This is a genomic window from Nocardia vinacea NBRC 16497, from assembly GCF_000308835.1.
Classification (GTDB): Bacteria; Actinomycetota; Actinomycetes; order Mycobacteriales; family Mycobacteriaceae; genus Nocardia; species Nocardia vinacea.
Genome location: NZ_BAGN01000410.1, coordinates 19466 through 35972, shown reverse-complemented (window position 1 = coordinate 35972; position 16507 = coordinate 19466). Strand labels below are relative to the sequence as shown.

The window sequence follows — 16507 nt, the reverse complement described above, 5'->3', positions numbered from 1 at the left end:
TTCATCGCGTGAGGAGGCCGACATGGACGTTCGGTTCATCTCTGACGGCGGTGTGCGTGCGTATCCAGCGACCGACCTGAAGGAGCTGCTCGACCGGTCCGACGGACTGGTCTGGGTGGACGTCCCGACCTGGGACGATCAGGCCGCCCACGCGTTGACCGACGTCTTCGGATTTCATCCCCTCGCCATCCGGGACTCGATGAACCGCAACCAGGTGCCCAAGGTGCACCGGTACGCCGACCATATGTTCCTGGTGCTGCACGCGCCGCAGTCGGGGGCGCAGGGGCATGTGCACTACGTCGAACTCGACCAGTTCATCGGCGGCCGTTACCTCGTGACGGTCCACGGACCGCTGAATCCAGCGATCGATCAATCAACCGCGATGGTCGAGGTGAACACGGTGTTGGGCCGGCTGGCATCGGGCAGGCTCCGACCCGGCAACGCGTTCGAACTGTCCCACGCCCTGCTCGCCGCGCTGACCGCGCGAATGCGGGCCTACACCGCCGAGTTGACCAAGGACGTGTGGAAGCTCGAGCAGCAAGTCACCGCCGGACATCTCGGTGATCCGGAGACCTTCCTGGATGAGATGTTTCGGGCGCGGCACGGCCTGCTGACGGTCCGCACCATGGCCGCGCTGAGCCACGCACTGTACGGCCGGATGGTCACCATCGAGGCGTTCGGCGGCGGCACGGGTCAGCAGCTGCTGCTCGACGCAGTCGATCAGTTCGAGCACCTGACGGTGATGGCCGACAGCCAAAAGGATTACCTGCAGGGCACGATCGAGTTCTATCAGGCACGCACGAACACCAAGATGACCATCGCAGCCGAGCGCCTCGCCGTCATCGCCGCCGTCACGCTGCCGATCACGGCCCTGTCCTCCATCATCGGCATGAACCTGATCGTGAACGACCGAACCCAATGGTTCGGGCTGGCCCTGGCCCTGCTCGTAATGCTTGCGATATCGACGTACCTGCTCATCTGGGCGAAACGCAAAGGCTGGTTCTAACCCCCGACACGCATCAGTCCCGCCAAGATCTCCATGATTGCCGTACACGCCTTACGGCGTGCTCACGCGGTAATGTGCCCGAGCCTGATCGCCAGCAGGTTCGCGACCAGGACAGCGACGAAGACGACCGCGACCGCTCGGTAGCTCGCGGCCCACAGCCCGGCCGCAGCGCTGCCGAACACCACGACCTTGGTGACGACCGCGAGCAATGGGTGGTCGTATGTCGCATTCGGCGCCGCGTACAAGCCCCAGGCCAGCGCTGCGAGGAGAGGCGCCGCGACAGCCAACAAGAGCTTCACCGGAGTCGCATCAGCGATCTTCCAGCCCCACAGCGCCAGCGCCGCGAGCGCAACCAACTCCATCACGAATGCCAGCGTGAGGTTGGCCCATTTCCAGACTTCGTGCATGTTCGTTCTCCCTCAAACCAAAGAGAGCATCGCTCTCTAATGAGAGCATTGTGCACTCGTGGTTCACCCTCGTCAACCTGACCGGCATTGGCCGAGGGCACCGAGTGGACAGGATGCTGCCGCCGTGCGAACACAGCAGATGCGCATCCCTACCGACGGTCGCGGCGGGTCGCAGTTGGCATGATCGGACCCCCACTTATGGATACGGCGACTGTCATAGCGAACGGCTCCGCGTCATGCGGTTCGACCGCGCTCGGCGCTGCGACAGACCCTGAATCGCCCCTCGAGTGCGGATACTTCCCGCGGGGCAATCGGCGCACCACAACCACCCAACGCGCCGTCAGTGCCGAGCCGCGCGGGTGATCGACATTGTCCGCATCCCCGATCGCGGGGAGCCGCGATCAGCCCTATGCCGAGTCCCGCAGCGGGACTCGGTTTTTCGTTTGCCGAACCAATCCGCAATAGCCCCGTATCCAGGCAGGCACCGGCCAGTCCAAAGCTGGCCGGTGCCTGCCTGTTTCACGATAGGAGTACTCGCTGATGTCGTACGACACCGACACACCTACCGGCGACACCGATACGATCACCGAAATCGACGCCGACACCCTCGGCGCCACGGCGGCATCCGAGATCACCGATCTCGGCTCGCAGACCGGCAGCGTGGTGTCGGAGCCGACGGCCGAAGCCGGCTACCGAGATCCGGCGGTGCTCCATATCGCCGAGCACTGTCGTTGATCTCGGGCAGTGCGCCGAGGGTGGCGTAGAACTCGGCGGTGCCCAGGCGCACTCCGCCGCGGTTGAGGGTGGCGTCGGAGCGTCCGCTGATGATCGCCCACCCGCGGTCGGTGATGGTGATCCAGTCGCCTTGGCGCCAGATGCAGGCCACGTAGCGCGCGATTTCGGCGCCGGTGGTGTCGTGGGGCTCCCACAGCACCGCTGGAGTGGGTGTGGTCATCGGATCGCCACCGCCCCCACCGGGGAGCCGACCGCACCGGTGATCGGCAGCGGGGACGCGGCGAGCATGAACTCATATCGGCCGTCGGCCGCGCACGCCGCCGACAACGCGTCCAGGTCGAACATTTCTCCCATCGCCAAACCCATGTGCACGAGTGCGACCAGATGCAACGGTTGGAACACCTCGATCTCGTTGGGGCGCACCTCCACACCCCAGGTGTCGGTGACCAGCGCGGCGATCTCCTGCTCGAACAGCCACAGTGCGGTGTGCAGCGAAAGCCCCGGCGCCGCACCGCCGGCGTAGTCGCCCCAGTTTCCGCGGCGCGCACCCAGGAAACCGGTCCGCACGATCAGAGCGTCTCCGGGCGCCACGGTGGAGCCTTGGGCGGCGAGGGTGTCCTCGAGGTCTTCGACGGTAATCGCGTAGCCGGGGTCCAGGCTGTCGACGCCGCGTAGTACGGGCACATCGACCAAGACCGCTCGTAACACCAGGCGGTCGCTCCAGTGCTGGATGCCGTTGCGGACCGCACCGTGGGAGGTGTGTTCGGCGGCGCTGTATCCGTTCCACATCTTGCCGTTGTGGAAGATGTGCGACAGCGCATCCCATTGGGTGCCGCACTGGGTGGGCATGACGATCATGTCGTCGGAGAACCCGAACCCGCCGGTCGGGCCCAGCGCGGACAGGACCTTCTCCTGCACTCCGGCGAGGTGGTCGGTGCCGGTCGCGGTGGTCACCAGTTGCGGGTTGGACCGCATCCCGCCGAGCTGGGGTCCGGCCTGGTCGTAGGGCAGCGGCAGCGAGATCACCTGGCCGTCGCGGACCAATGCGGCTGCGGCGCGCACCTGGTCGGGGCCGACGAGGTTCATCGCGCCGAGCTGGTCGTCCTCGCCCCATTTGCCCCAGCGGCTGAAGCGGGCGATGTAGTCGTCGAGTACGGAGTTGGTCATGTGGCTTCCTTCTCCTTTGCGCGATCCGCAAGTTAACGCAGTATTATTGCGTTAATGAGACCGTACAGCCAGGCGGAGAATTATCGCAAGCTCTTGGCGTTAATATGTGTGGAATGAGCGAGACAGAGATCCGCCGCAGAACCGGTGGCCGCTCGGCCCGGGTCCGCCAAGCGGTACTGGACGCCACATTGCAACTGGCCGCCGAGGACGGCCCCGACGCGGTGAGTATCCCGGAGGTCGCCCGGATCGCCGGAGTGCACGAAACCTCGATCTACCGGCGCTGGGGCACCCGCGAACACGTGATCCTCGACGCGTTGCTCAGCTACAGCTCCCAGCAGTTGCCGATACCCGACACCGGGACGGTGCGCGAAGATCTGATCGACTTCGCCCGCTCGATCGCGACGTATCAGGCGAGTCCGCTCGGGATCGCGCTGGCGCGGGCCATGGCCGTCGCCGAGGACGATTCGGTGCTGGCGAGCAACCGCATACAGTTCTGGCAGTCCCGATTCGACCTGGCCCGGGTCATGATCGACCGCGGCGTCGCTCGCGGTGAACTCCCCGAAACCGTCGACGCGGCAATGGCTTTGGAAGCGCTGATCGCCCCGGTGCATTTCCGGGCACTTCTTACCCGCCAGCCCGTCGACGAGCCGTTCCTCGCGCGCGTGGTCGACCAACTGCTCCACGGAATCAGCCGGTAGACAACCAGGAGAGCTCGCTCACCGCGTTAGCGAACGGGGTCACCCGCACGTTCGCACCCCACGCTTCGCCTGGCCGGAGCTGAACCGGCCGTCTCAACGCTGACCGCGACGCCCTGATATCGGCAGCCGCTTCGGGCCGCCGATAGCGGGGCGATGCGGGAGGGTCAGGTGGTTAGTTGGGTGTGCACCCACCGCATCGACATGTCCAGCCACTCGTCGAAGTGGCTCATCGCGCAGTGGTCGTCGCCCGGGTAGAGCTCGAGCAGTCCGCGGGGTGTGAGTGTGGCGATATCGATGGAGTCCTGGCTGCGTACCAGCGTGTCGGAGTCGCCGTTGATGACCAGCAACGGAATGCTGATCTGGGGACACAGTTCGCGCACGGTCAAGGTCGACAACCGGCGCAGCAAGTCGAAGGTGCCGGTGGCCGCCACGGTGTTGGCCAGTGTCCAGGCCATGATTTCGGGGACACCGATCGAGCCGGTCAGCGCCCAGGTCTTCTCCGCGGGTGCGCCGTTGGAGACCACCGCGCGGAGCCGGGGATCGGTGGCGGCCATGCGGGTAGACCAGTAGGCGCCGAAACTGAGCCCGAACATGCCGATGCTGCTGGGGTCGACGCGGGGATGCTCGGCGAGGTATTCGATGACGTGGTGGTAGATCGCTTCGGAGGTCAGCGACATCGGTTGGGTGTAGTCGTAGGTGCCGGGCATCTCCATGGCGAATACGCCCAGCCCTGCCGGGCGGTGAGCGAGGCTGGGGAACAGCAGTTCGGCGATCGTGCCCTCGATACCGTTGGTGGCCAACAGGGTCGGCACACGGTGGGTCCCGGGTGGGAAGAGGGTGTACCCGCGCACGGTTTCGTTTCCGGCAGGGATCTCGACGGCTTCGATGACCAGGTCCATCGCTGGAGCCAGCGCGAGCAGCAGCACATGGGTCAGCCGCCGGGACACGGCGTAGGCCTGTAGCCGGTGCGGTGTCCATCCGGGCCAAGACGCGGCGAATGTGTAGACCGTCGTCTTGATCAGCGCGTCCACGGCGGTGGCGGCATCGGCGTGGGCGGGGTGTTCGGCGATGAACCGCTCGACCAGGTCGGGATTCGGTTGCCCGCCGCGCTCGGACAGGATCGATACCGCGGGGGCGAGGAGCTTGCCCAGGTGCTCGATCGCGGTGTCGTTGGTGTCGTCGAGCAGCTCGCGCACCGACGGGCCACCGAGGCGTTCGAGGGCGGCGTCGGCGGTGGCGATGTGGGGTTCGGCGAGCTCGTTCCAGTGCCCGGACCAGGCCTCGTCGGTGAAGGAACGGCACCGGTCGAGTTGGCGGGTGAACTCGAGTTTGTCGATCGCGCCCATATTCGAGAACCGGTCCACGAACAGCGCGGGCAGGAAGAACCGGGTGCCGATCGGTGTGGACAGGCGCTCGGTGGCGTGAGCGAAGGCTGCAGTGGTGATGAAAAGTTTCGTCGCCAGCTGAGATGCGCGAGTCATCGGTGAGTCCTTTTCGGGGTGGGTCGAGGTAGCCGGGTGGCGTCGTATGACCAGGAACCGAGGCGCGCAGCCGGTATCGATGACCCGCCGCCGCATCGAAGAGTGGTGGCATCGGCGTGGAGCGTTTGCTGCCGGATTCTGCGGCGTCGGCGTTTGGAATCGGTTGGGGTTCAGGTGATGTCGGTGTGGTTCACGAGTTGCCCCGGGGCGCGAGGCTGTCGAGGGTGAGTTGGAGCCAGCCGATCATCAGCGGTAGCGCTTCGGGCAGCCGCGACACCGCGCAGTGCCCGGTGTCGGGCAGTAGGTGCACTTCGGTGTCGCGGCGGCCCTGGAACACCAGGGTGTCGTGTTGGGGGATGTGGACATCGTCGGCACCATTGACGACCAGCATCGGGGCGTTGGTGTCCCGGTCGAGGAGCTCGCGTAGCGAGAACGCCGCGAAACGGGCGGCCAATTCGTCTGGGGCGGGCGGGGAGTCGAAGCCCATGGCGTTGCCGATGATGCCGTCCATCCCGAACCGGGCCGACCCGGTGCGGTGGAAGGCTTCTTCGACCGGTCCACCCAGCACGATGGCGGCGTCGACGTCGCCGGTGAGCCCTGAGCGGGCCGAGTAGTATCCGCCCATCGAGATCCCCAGATGGGCGACGACACCGTTGCCGAGGCCGCGCGCATGGTCGATCAAGCCCTGCACGATCTGCGCGCCTCCCTCGGAGGTCATCGGCACCGACGATTCGCCGGTGCCCGCGATATCGAACACCACCACCGGCACGCCCAGGTGCACGGCGAACATCACGAACATCGCGTGCAGATCCATTTTCCAGCCGTCGACACCGCCGCTGGCGATGAGCACGGGGGTGTCGGACGGCAGCTTGGGCCGGGTCAGGATATGCACCGGCACCGGGGTGCTCGCACCCCGATAGGGCACCGCGAGGACCTCGCGGCGGAAATCGACCCCGAAGCCCGGTGCCGCGAGCTGATACTGCTCGAGCTGGCGGGCCAGCGCGGTGCGCTTGCTGTCGTCGGCCAAGGTCGGGAACTTCGCCCACCCGTAGGCCAGCGCCGCGAGATCATGGGCGCTCGAACCGGCGTAGCGGGCTCCTAACTGGGACCACTCGTGCACCCAACCGCCCGGGGCATCGGGCCACATGTCGGTGATGGCGGCGCAGACCGCGTTCACGTCCGCGGCCGGTAACCCGGTGTTGACCATTTGCGGGTAGCGCTCCCCGAACAGCTCCGCTGCGTCCAGCGGCCATTGATACGACATCGCGGCTCCTTTGACGACCCATGCATCTAACGCAATAACACTGCGTTAGTAGACGCTACGACCCCTCGCCAGATAACGCAAGAGTCATGCGTTAAGAAATCGCTTTGGCGGTGCGCACCGCATGCGAGCCCGCGATCGACACGCTGCACGTTGTGAAGGCGACTCGGCAGTTGGTCGGGATGTCGGTGCGAGGATTGCCGCATGACACTGTGGGCGTACCTGCGACGCCAGGTCAGCGCACCGGCATTCTGGCGGGAACTCTCACCTTGCACCCCCATCGTCGTGTTGATGTCCTTGCGCCCCGGTCCGTGGTGACGGCACTATCGCGCGACGGCATGGGCAAAGGCCCGCGCGAAGGCTCGCCTCGAGAGCAAACAGCCGAAACTGGCTCTCGCCACAGGTATTTGCGGATCGCCGCATGTGACGAACGCGGTCAGCAGCGCCTTGCGAAACGGGCCCTCGAGATCAGCCGGTGCGTCCCCAGGCCGCGACGCTCTCGACTGTCGGGTTCCACCTCGACCCGTATCGCAAGGGAGGGCGGGCGAACTACAGCCGCGCGGCACCGGATCGCGGGAGTGCCGACACGCACTGCCTCAGCCTGGCTTCCACCGAGCAAATTACTCGACACCTCCCGAGCTGAAACAGTCGCTGGCAAGTTCGACGGAAACGCGTACGGCCTTGTGCCCCAATGTGTCACGCTGCCCGCATGGCTTTCTCGCGGGCAGATCGCATGCGCGTGCTGGTGACCCTCAACCAGTTCGAATCCCACTTCCGTGGCCTGGTCACACTGGTCGACGCGATAAGCAGGCATGGCCACGATGTCCGCGTTGCGGCACCCGAGAAGTGGGGCGCCTGGCTGCACAGTAACTACGGCGTCGAGACCGTAGACGTGAACATACGGCGGGCCAACCGCGAGTTCGATGCAGCCATCTTCGGACTTCTGCTCGACCGGGACATAGACGCGTTCGACCGGATGTACATGACGGAGTTCCTCAGCGACCGGATCGCCCTGCGTATCGCCGAAGACGTACTGAACCTCTCCGAGCGGTGGCGGCCCGATGTCGTCCTGCACGAGTGCTCGGAATTCGGCGGTTACCTGGCCGCGGAGGTGCTCGGGATACCACACGTCACGGTGGATATCGGCCCGCTGCAGCTTGTGCGAAACCTCCATGAAGACCTGATCCGGCCCGCTCTGACCACTCAGCGGGCCAAACTCGGGCTTCCGGAAGAACCATCGGCACCGGGAATCCTCCGGCATCTCACGGTCTCCCTGACGCCGAAAGAATTCAATAACGCCGATCTCGACACCCCACTGGTCCGGTACCGGCACGAACCACCGGTGCGTCACAATGATCAACTGCTCCCGGACGTGTTCACGTCGATGCCTGGCGATCGGCCGATCGTTTACCTCTCACTGGGCTCGATCGGACCATTCTCACCGCGGTTCAGGGATCGAATGGCCGAAATCTACGGAGAGGTCTTCGCGGCTTTGGCCGAGCTCCGGTGTACCGCGGTCGTCTCACTGCCGTCGCTGTACCAGGACATATTCCGGTCGCTACCGCCACACATCCATGTCCTGCCGTACGTCCCGCAGTCCCTTGTATTGGCGAACGTGGACCTGTTCATCACGCACGGTGGATTGAATTCGATGCGCGACACGATAACCTACGGGGTCCCGCACGTCGTACTCCCCTTCTTCGCCGATCATCCCGGAAATGCACGACGCTGCGAAACCCTCGGCACCGGCATCCACATCGATCCCATGACCGTCACCGCCGCGGATGTTTTCACCGCCTGCCGACGGACCCTCGACGACCCCGCCTACCGGCAGGCCGCGCGAACGCTCAAACGACATATGTGGGCACTGCCGCCACAAGCTGCATTCGCCGATGACCTCGCAGATCTCGTTCTAGGCTCGCACCGGGAGAAAATAGAATGAACGATAGAGACGATCTACTCGCGAGAATCCGACGGTTCCACAATTCGCAAACCGAGCATCGCTTCGTCGCGGGCGTCACCGAGATCCAATCATCCGGCGCCTGCCTCAATGACGACGACAGGGCTGCCGTGGTCGAGGCAGCGCTGGATATGCGTATCGCGGCGGGAATTCTGGCACATCGATTCGAAAACGAATTCGCCAGAAAAATTGGACTCCGCAAGGCGCGACTCACCAACTCCGGATCATCGGCGAACCTGCTCGCGGTAACCGCATTAACCGCCCCGGAGCTGGGTGATACCCGGCTGCGCCCTGGGGATGAGGTGATCACGGCCGCAGCCGGATTCCCGACGACAGTGAACCCGATACTACAAAACGGATTGAAACCGGTGTTCGTAGATATCGATTCCTCCACATACAACACGACAGCGGAAGCCGTGGCGGCGGCGATCGGCCCGAGAACCCGTGCCGTCGTACTGGCACATACGCTCGGCAACCCGTTTCCGGTGGCAGAGATCTCCGCGTTGTGCGCGGAGCACGGCATGTTCCTGATCGAAGATAATTGCGATGCAGTCGGATCGACATATCAGTCCCGCGCTACCGGCACCTTCGGCGATCTGGCCACGGTCAGCTTCTACCCGGCACACCATTTGACCACAGGTGAGGGTGGATGCGTCCTGACCAACAACCTGACAACGGCTCGCGTCGTGAAGTCTCTGCGGGATTGGGGACGCGACTGCTGGTGCGAGCCGGGCGAAAGCAACAAATGCGGAAAGAGATTCAATCAACAGCTAGGCTGTCTTCCCTACGGATACGACCACAAGTACATCTATTCGCATATCGGTTACAACCTGAAGACAACAGATATCCAGGCTGCGCTCGGGCTTTCTCAGCTGGCCAGACTAGACGATTTCTGCGCCCGCCGGCGTCATAATTGGCGTCGGCTTCGCGAGGGCCTGGATGGGATCGACCATCTCCGCCTGCCGCAACCAACCCCCGACAGCGATCCGAGCTGGTTCGGATTTGCGCTGACGGTGCTGCCGGACGCGCCTTTCGGCCGTATCGACATTGTCAACTTCCTCGAAGGCCGCAAAATAGCGACCCGTGGCCTCTTCGCCGGAAATCTCCTCCGCCATCCGGCGTACTCGAACATCGAGTGCCGTATTTCCGGAAGTTTGGCGGCCAGCGACTACGTCGCCGACAACACCTTCTGGGTCGGCGTGTACCCGGGCATTACCGACGAGATGACCGACTACATGGTCGCCTCGGTCCGGGAGTTCGTTTCCGGCTACCGACGCTCCCCCGTCCGGCTCATGGCGACCTCGCCCGAGGACAAGTGGTGAACAGGCTGGTGGTCACCGGTGCGGACGGACTGCTCGGCAGCGGGATAACGAGGGCGACGAGCCCGTTTCATCGTGCCGATCGACAGGTGCTCGGGTTCGGATCGAAAGAACTCGACATCACCGATGCAACGGCGCTGAACGACACCGTTCGCCCCGGCGATGTGGTCATCAACTGCGCGGCGTACACCGGCGTAGACGCCGCCGAGACCGAAGCCGACAAGGCGTTCGCGGTCAACGGGGTCGGGCCGGGACTACTGGCCCGAGCCTGCGCGAACAAGGGAGCGCGACTGCTGCACATCTCGACCGCGTACGTCTTCGACGGGTCGGCGTCGAGTCCATGGGAGACCTGGTCACCGACCGCCCCGTTGAGTGTGTACGGAAGATCCAAGTTGGCAGGTGAGGAGGCTGCCCGAGCAGCGTTGCCCGATGCGCGGATCGTCCGCACCATGTGGCTGTACTCGGGGACCGACCGGGATTTCCCGGCCGCACTCGTGCGGAGATGCGCCCGGGGCGAGCGCGTCGCGGTCGTCACCGACCAGATCGCGTCCCCAACCTACGTCGACGATCTCGTATCCGCTCTGTTCGACCTCGTCGCGCACCCGAATCCACCGCGACTGCTCCACGCGACCGGAGGCGGCGCCGCATCCAAATACCGATTCGCTCGTGCGATTATCGAAGCGGCTGGACTCGATGCGGACCTGTTACGGCCCTGCCGGACATCGGATTTCGGAGATGCCGCAACCCGGCCCCGGAATGCCGTTCTGTCGAATTCATCGTGGATCGACTGCGGCCTTACCCCACTACCACACTGGCGTGACGGACTGCGGCGCGCTGTCAGAGCTGCAGTTCGGGACATCCGGCCGTGAACGGAGCGAACCGATGACACAGCCTTCGATGTCCGCGTACCTACGGCTGCGCCGGTATCCGGCGTAGGCCGGCGCATCGGAACACGTGTTCAGCTCAGCGCGTAGCACCCCCGGTAACTCCACGGTATGCACCACAGCCAGGCGCTGGCAGGACGCGTTCGTACTCCACAGGGCTGAGCATGTCGATCCTCGAATGCCTTCGCGTCGGGTACACCCACCCCTCACCGGTCCGTTGCCGGGTCAAGTCCATGCACCACAACCGGTCCGCGCCATCGGCGGTGAACCGGCGGTTCACTAGATCCGGATTCGGGCTCGCCGCCAGATCACGGCAGGTGCAACCCCGGCATCTTCGAAAACACGCCCTGCAACCCTGCCGTACGGCGTTCTGACACCGCACTCGGTGCGGGATAATTCGGCGAAGTCCGCGAGCATTGCTGCGTACAGGGATGATTCGGGCAGAGATCCGTGCTCCGATGTGGTAGTCGTACAGGGTGGATGGGACTCCATTCGGGCGGTACCGGCTGCTCGAGTTGCTCGGCGCAGGTGGGATGGGGCAGGTCTATCGGGCCTACGACACCGAGACCGATCGCGTGGTGGCACTCAAAGTGCTGTCGCAACATCTGGCGCACGACCCGAAATATCGCGAGCGATTCCGGCGCGAGGCGCACGCCGCGGCGAGGTTGAGCGAACCGCATGTCATCCCGATCCACAACTACGGCGAGATCGACGGGCGCCTGTATCTGGACATGCGGCTGGTCGAGGGTCACGACATCGCCGCCCTGCTCGGCACCGGGCCGATAGCGAAAGACACTGCGGTGGAGTACATCCGGCAGATCGGCTCGGCCCTCGATGCAGCGCATCGGGCCGGGCTCGTGCACCGCGACGTGAAGCCTTCGAACATCCTCGTCACCGCGGGCGATTTCGCGTACCTCATCGATTTCGGGATCGCCGTCGGCAGCGGCGACTCCAGCTTGACCACCACCGGTGCGGCAATCGGCAGTTTCGCCTACACGGCACCGGAACGGCTCCTGCACGGCGCCTGCGACGCCCGCTCTGATGTGTACTCCCTGACTTGCGTTCTGTACCAATGCTTGACGGGCTCCCAACCATTCCCCGGTGACAGCGTCGAGCAGCAGATCACGGCACACTTGAACACGCCACCACCACGACCGTCCGCAGCCGCAGCGGTGCCAGCCACCTTCGACGCGGTCATCGGGCGGGGAATGGCGAAGAACCCGGACGACCGTTATCGCACGGCCGGGGACCTGGCCACGGCAGCGCGAGCCGCACTCGACGCCACACCCACAGCGACACCCGCACCGTCCAGACTGGCCACAACTCGAATCAATCCGGCATCGCAACCACAAACCCGCAACCGGCCCGGATCGACGTGGCTCGTCGTCCTCGTCGTCGTGGCCGCCATCGCCTGGTGGGTGATCAGCGATCGTACGCACCACGACTCAACCCCCACCAGCCCGACGTCGGTCACCTGTGTCACCGCGGCACCGACATCGGCGAGTATCCCGGGCGTCCCCACCGCACCTGCGCTGGGCTCGCCGTCCGGTTCGTGTGCACGCTGAGCTTCCGCCGCCGGTCAGTCGTTTCTCGAGCCGATGCGCCAGGCACCGTATAAACGTGTTCCACTCGCCGAGCATCTGCGAGCTCGTTCCCGCACGCCGTCCAAACGCTTGCGTATTGCGAAGTTGCAAAGACCAACCCGACGACGCCCGACTGAACCCCACGGATCCGGAATCTTCCTCGGCCACCCGGTCAGCAACTCTCGTCTCCAGCTATCCCCATGACATCACGGGATTATCGTGCGTCGTGATCGACGACCTCCCAATGGCAGTCATCAGCCGCAAGTGGTCAAGGACATTGCAAATATGGAACCTGACTACCGGAAGACTCCACGCCAGCCTCGACAAACACAGAGGCAGTGTGCGGGTATGCGGCACGATCAACGGACGACCGGTCGCCGTCACCACCGACGCAGGCACGGTTCGCCTGCTGGACCTACTCACCATGACCGAATCCGCCGTCTTCGAATATTCCGTCCGCATCAGTGCTCTTTCCATCGGACCCGAACAGGAGATCGTTATTGCCACAGGAAAAGATCTCATCGTGCTCGAGAGATCACAAACGTCTCCGGAGAGTTGAGTCGGCCCCGTCCGCCGACGGTCTGCGCCACCGACCGTGGTGACCGGCCAAATTCCGGTGGACGTCCTTCCGTCTCTAGCGGCGCAGTCGTTTCCACCACCAGATCACCCTCCACCCCGACCCCGACCCCGACCCACACGATCCCTGGCACGGCGACACAACCGCACCATCGACCCGCGTCCACCGATCCGGCCGCCACGGACCGCCACCAGTGCCGAAAACCCGCTGTCCGACAGCGCCGCAACGATCGCCGCACTAATCCAAACCGGTGACATGGCAGCAGCGCGGCGCGCGTTTCACGACCTCGTCGACACCCTCACCGACGAACAACGCGACATCATCGAACACATCGCCACCACCCTCTACCGCAATGCCTACCCCATCGCCGCCGCCAGACTCCGCTGGGCCGCAGACCAATACCCCCAACACCGCACACTCATCCACGCCTACACACCCACCACCGACCCACACGTCTACCGACCAGCCACCGACGACATCCCCGTACCGGACCGACGCGACCAACACCGTCGCGCCGCACGCGATGACCCCGACCGCGTCGACCACACGCCACAGAAGCCACCGCGCTCCGACATCGATATCGGGGCCGAACGCGACTACTGGGACTATTTCGACACCCGCGGCGATGTCGACACCGATCCCGAACATCTACCGAAACCCGAGGGTGTCCCGCACCGCTACTACCCCGAAAAGCTGTGGGAAGACTGCTATCCCGACTCCTATGCACCCTGGGGATCCGAAGAGCCCCGAAGCCATGCGCGCCACGCTGAGCCACGAACAGGTGGGCATCATCGGCACTCGCAGATCACCAACGGCAAGCCCGATCCCCTGGCAGGCGCTTGGCTTGCGCTGGCTCACCGCCGACGACGCGTCACGCCCTTCGGAAGGTGCTGCCACTGCGGCCTCCTGCCAGCAATCGGGGGCGATTGTCGTGATCGTGGCTTCAGCAGCGCCGCAACAGCTTTGAACACGCGCCGGAGTCATCCGCTTTCCCGGCGATGGCCAGGTGCCATACGGCGGCAACCGAACTCGGCATGCCAGCATTCGAGAGCATGTCCAGAAGGTCTTCTACCCCAAGGAAACTGGCTTCGGAGAAGCCCACTCTAATCGATATAGGGCACAAGAGCCGCGGCGGCCGCTTGACGCGACCGCCGCAAATCGATCACCGAGGATCAGAATCGACCGGCTCACCGTCATCGGTTCACCGACGATCGGCTCACCACCCGACGCGTGTGATCGCCGAGTCAGGGCACGGCCGGGGCCGACTAGAGCTCACGCCTCCACCGGCCCCGCAAACCGAGCCTCACGCCCGGCTCCAATTCGACGGCAACGATGTCCGTCTCAGGTTCCGCTTAACAACTATTCTCGACCTGGTAGCTTTCGCTGGTGCGTTCGCTGTCGGCGTTGTCGGTGTTTTCGGTGTCGGTGTTTTCGGTGGTGTAGCTATCGGTAGTGGGCTGGCAGTCCGCGGCGGAGGCGGTGCCTGCGCCCAGGACCACGATGCTGCTGGCAAAGGCGACCGAGATGGCCCCGAGGGTTGTGGCGATCCGCCTGCTGGTGTTCTTGTTGGTGTTTATTGTAGTTCCGTTCCGCCCCCGGGGGGGCTTCTCCTACGAGCGACGGTCCCGTTCCCGGGTCTCGTGAACAGCGAATCATGCTTCCCCGCTGACACTTCCACATCCTATTGCTCGCAACGACTGGATCGCCTCGGCATCCTCCCCATCCCAGGGGAGGACACCGGCGTTGTTTCGGCAACGACCGATCGCGTCTGTGATCTCGATGGGCTCGACACCGCCGCACCCCACCTCGAGCCTCCTGCTTGCCAGGACTGGCAAAAATCAGTCACCACCACAACAGGATTCGAATGATCCGTAGTTCAGAGAAGCCTGCATCCGGTGCCCCATGCTCAATATCAACCCGAAGATGCTCTCGCGACTGACCGAGATCGAAGACGACCTCGTTCGCCGACGTGAACGAGCCGAGCGAGAAGCTTGACTCGGCGAGATCGAGGGAATCGATCTCACATTGTCCTTCCTTCGGCAAAAACGTTCGGAGACAGAACGATTGGCGCGACTGGCCCCGCCGACCCACGATGATCACCTTGGCGCCACCACCGCCTAGGGCAGGCTGAGCGACCGTGCTGCACGGGACAGACAGTGGATGACCTGTCCCGCGCGGCGCCCCGCCAGATAACTTTCGTGGGTCAGCCCAGCGGCGCCAGCCACGGAACCGCGTTGTCCTTGAAGCTTTGCCGCTCAGGAATGAGGCCGCTGTGATCGTCGAGGCTGACCAGCGTGACCCCGACCAAGCCGGCCTCATCACCTTTGGATGCCACGCTCGATCCGCAGACTGGTGCCGGTTGGGCAATTGCTCGTGCTCGTACCGATTTCCTGGACACATCCGCTGTTGAAGGTTTTGGCGGTGCAGGGGATCGTCATCGTCGTCGGCAATCTGCGTGACCTGCTGCGCGTCAGTCCGGCAGCCAGTGCAGCTCGTGTGCCAGGGTTTTGGCGACGGTACGGATGCGGCGGTGTAGTGGTGACTGCACGCGCGGGAGGACCAGGTGGATAGTCAAGGTGGGTGCGCCCCGCAGCGGTCGCCACGTGAGACCGGCCGGTTGTATCGTGACCGCGACTTCACCGGCCGGAGCGAGGGTGAGCCCGTCGCGTAGGTCGCGCTGAGACATGTCGAAAGAGACTGCGGGCGTGTGGAATCGGGGGGTCGGCCGGGTGTCGCGGAACAGTGCGGACAGCTGATCGTGGATCACGGGGTTGGCCGTACGGTCGGGGAGTCGCAGCGGATACGCGGCCGCATCGGCGATCCCGATCTCCGGGTGTTCGGCCAGCGGATGATGCTGCGCCAACTGGACCCCGACGCGCTCGCGCCGCAGCAGGAACCGCCGCACGCCACGACCCGGCTGTTCACCGCGGGTGATCCCCGCATCGATGCGGCCGTCGGCGACCGCGGGGGAGATCTCCGGTGTCGCCATCGGGACCGCGCCGACCTCGAGTCCCGGGCTGCTGCGAATGAGCCTGTCCACCAGGGCCGGTGCCGTCTCGGCCCCCGTGCTGAGGCTGTATCCGATGCGCAGCGTGCCCAGTTCACCGGCCCCCGCATTCCGGGCGGTGTCCCATGCCCGGTCCAGCGCCGCCAGCGCGGGCGGCGCGGACTCCGCCAAAGCCGCACCGGCCGTGGTCAATACGACGCTACGCGTATTACGAACCAGCAGGCTCGTACCGAGTTCCGCCTCCAATCGGCGCATCCGGGCACTGAGTGCGGGCTGCGCGATCCCGATCCGTGCGGCCGCGCGGGTGAAGTTCAACTCCTGCGCCAGCACCAGAAAGTACCGCAGGCTCACCGTATCCGGCGCCACATGCCCTCCCCCTCGATTGATAACGATCCGTTCTGAGTCTATCCCGTCCCGGTCTT

17 protein-coding genes are annotated in these 16507 nt (G+C 64.7%); 9 read left to right on the top strand and 8 right to left on the bottom strand.

The annotated features are described in order from the left end of the window. The first annotated feature begins 22 nt into the window (after nt 1-22). Complete coding sequence (locus ON44_RS39585; protein WP_040699930.1) at nt 23-1006, top strand: magnesium transporter CorA family protein; 984 nt, start codon at nt 23-25, stop codon at nt 1004-1006. A 62-nt stretch (nt 1007-1068) separates the two neighbouring features. Here ON44_RS39585 and ON44_RS39580 read toward each other — a convergent pair whose 3' ends face one another. After that, entirely contained in the window at nt 1069-1413 is a 345-nt protein-coding gene (locus ON44_RS39580) for a DUF2568 domain-containing protein (RefSeq protein ID WP_040699929.1), read from the bottom strand. A 540-nt stretch (nt 1414-1953) separates the two neighbouring features. Between ON44_RS39580 and ON44_RS51060 the strand changes: the two genes are divergently transcribed. Next, the gene (locus ON44_RS51060; RefSeq protein ID WP_040699928.1) at nt 1954-2148 is read left to right on the top strand and encodes a hypothetical protein; all 195 of its coding nucleotides are present in this window, start codon (nt 1954-1956) and stop codon (nt 2146-2148) included. Nucleotides 2149-2364: 216 nt separating this feature from the next. Here the strand turns inward: ON44_RS51060 and ON44_RS39570 are convergent, their stop codons facing one another. Then, complete coding sequence (locus tag ON44_RS39570; RefSeq protein WP_040699927.1) at nt 2365-3315, bottom strand: cyclase family protein; 951 nt, start codon at nt 3313-3315, stop codon at nt 2365-2367. A gap of 113 nt (nt 3316-3428) precedes the next feature. Here ON44_RS39570 and ON44_RS39565 point away from each other — a divergent pair, with 113 nt between their 5' ends. Next, entirely contained in the window at nt 3429-4013 is a 585-nt protein-coding gene (locus ON44_RS39565) for a TetR/AcrR family transcriptional regulator (RefSeq protein WP_040699925.1), read from the top strand. Nucleotides 4014-4177: 164 nt separating this feature from the next. Here ON44_RS39565 and ON44_RS39560 read toward each other — a convergent pair whose 3' ends face one another. Together ON44_RS39560 and ON44_RS39555 are read right to left on the bottom strand one after the other, a co-directional pair. Next, nucleotides 4178-5494, bottom strand: coding sequence for an alpha/beta hydrolase family protein (locus ON44_RS39560; protein WP_040699923.1), 1317 nt, complete (start codon nt 5492-5494; stop codon nt 4178-4180). A gap of 190 nt (nt 5495-5684) precedes the next feature. Next, nucleotides 5685-6758: an alpha/beta hydrolase gene (locus ON44_RS39555; RefSeq protein ID WP_040699921.1), complete on the bottom strand. Its 1074-nt coding sequence runs from the start codon at nt 6756-6758 to the stop codon at nt 5685-5687. A 706-nt stretch (nt 6759-7464) separates the two neighbouring features. Here ON44_RS39555 and ON44_RS39550 point away from each other — a divergent pair. The 5 genes from ON44_RS39550 to ON44_RS39530 all read left to right on the top strand — a co-directional run bounded on the left by ON44_RS39550 (nt 7465) and on the right by ON44_RS39530 (nt 13060). Then, a complete protein-coding gene (locus tag ON44_RS39550; protein ID WP_157187546.1) occupies nt 7465-8697 on the top strand; it encodes a glycosyltransferase in 1233 nt (410 codons plus the stop codon). Continuing rightward, a complete protein-coding gene (gene rfbH, locus ON44_RS39545; RefSeq protein WP_051183052.1) occupies nt 8694-10037 on the top strand; it encodes a lipopolysaccharide biosynthesis protein RfbH in 1344 nt (447 codons plus the stop codon). Before ON44_RS39550 ends, rfbH begins: the two co-directional genes overlap by 4 nt. Beyond that, nucleotides 10034-10903, top strand: a complete 870-nt coding sequence (gene rfbD, locus ON44_RS39540) for a dTDP-4-dehydrorhamnose reductase (protein ID WP_040699965.1) — start codon at nt 10034-10036, stop codon at nt 10901-10903. The genes rfbH and rfbD overlap by 4 nt, the downstream gene beginning before the upstream one ends. Nucleotides 10904-11394: 491 nt before the next feature. Continuing rightward, nucleotides 11395-12483: a serine/threonine-protein kinase gene (locus ON44_RS39535; RefSeq protein WP_051183049.1), complete on the top strand. Its 1089-nt coding sequence runs from the start codon at nt 11395-11397 to the stop codon at nt 12481-12483. Between the two features lie 244 nt (nt 12484-12727). Beyond that, a complete protein-coding gene (locus ON44_RS39530; protein ID WP_157187545.1) occupies nt 12728-13060 on the top strand; it encodes a WD40 repeat domain-containing protein in 333 nt (110 codons plus the stop codon). Nucleotides 13061-13315: 255 nt separating this feature from the next. Here the strand turns inward: ON44_RS39530 and ON44_RS39525 are convergent, their stop codons facing one another. After that, complete coding sequence (locus tag ON44_RS39525; protein WP_040699918.1) at nt 13316-13726, bottom strand: hypothetical protein; 411 nt, start codon at nt 13724-13726, stop codon at nt 13316-13318. Nucleotides 13727-13832: 106 nt separating this feature from the next. On the opposite strand from ON44_RS39525, the gene ON44_RS51055 reads away from it, so the two are divergent. Further along, complete coding sequence (locus ON44_RS51055) at nt 13833-14045, top strand: hypothetical protein (RefSeq protein ID WP_157187544.1); 213 nt, start codon at nt 13833-13835, stop codon at nt 14043-14045. Between the two features lie 875 nt (nt 14046-14920). Here the strand turns inward: ON44_RS51055 and ON44_RS51050 are convergent. From ON44_RS51050 to ON44_RS39505, 3 genes are all read right to left on the bottom strand, one after another. Continuing rightward, the gene (locus ON44_RS51050) at nt 14921-15178 is read right to left on the bottom strand and encodes a hypothetical protein (RefSeq protein WP_157187543.1); all 258 of its coding nucleotides are present in this window, start codon (nt 15176-15178) and stop codon (nt 14921-14923) included. A 103-nt stretch (nt 15179-15281) separates the two neighbouring features. Continuing rightward, complete coding sequence (locus ON44_RS53605; protein WP_281005612.1) at nt 15282-15413, bottom strand: hypothetical protein; 132 nt, start codon at nt 15411-15413, stop codon at nt 15282-15284. 135 nt (nt 15414-15548) lie between these two features. Next, entirely contained in the window at nt 15549-16451 is a 903-nt protein-coding gene (locus tag ON44_RS39505) for a LysR family transcriptional regulator (protein ID WP_040699912.1), read from the bottom strand. Between the last annotated feature and the right edge of the window lie 56 nt (nt 16452-16507).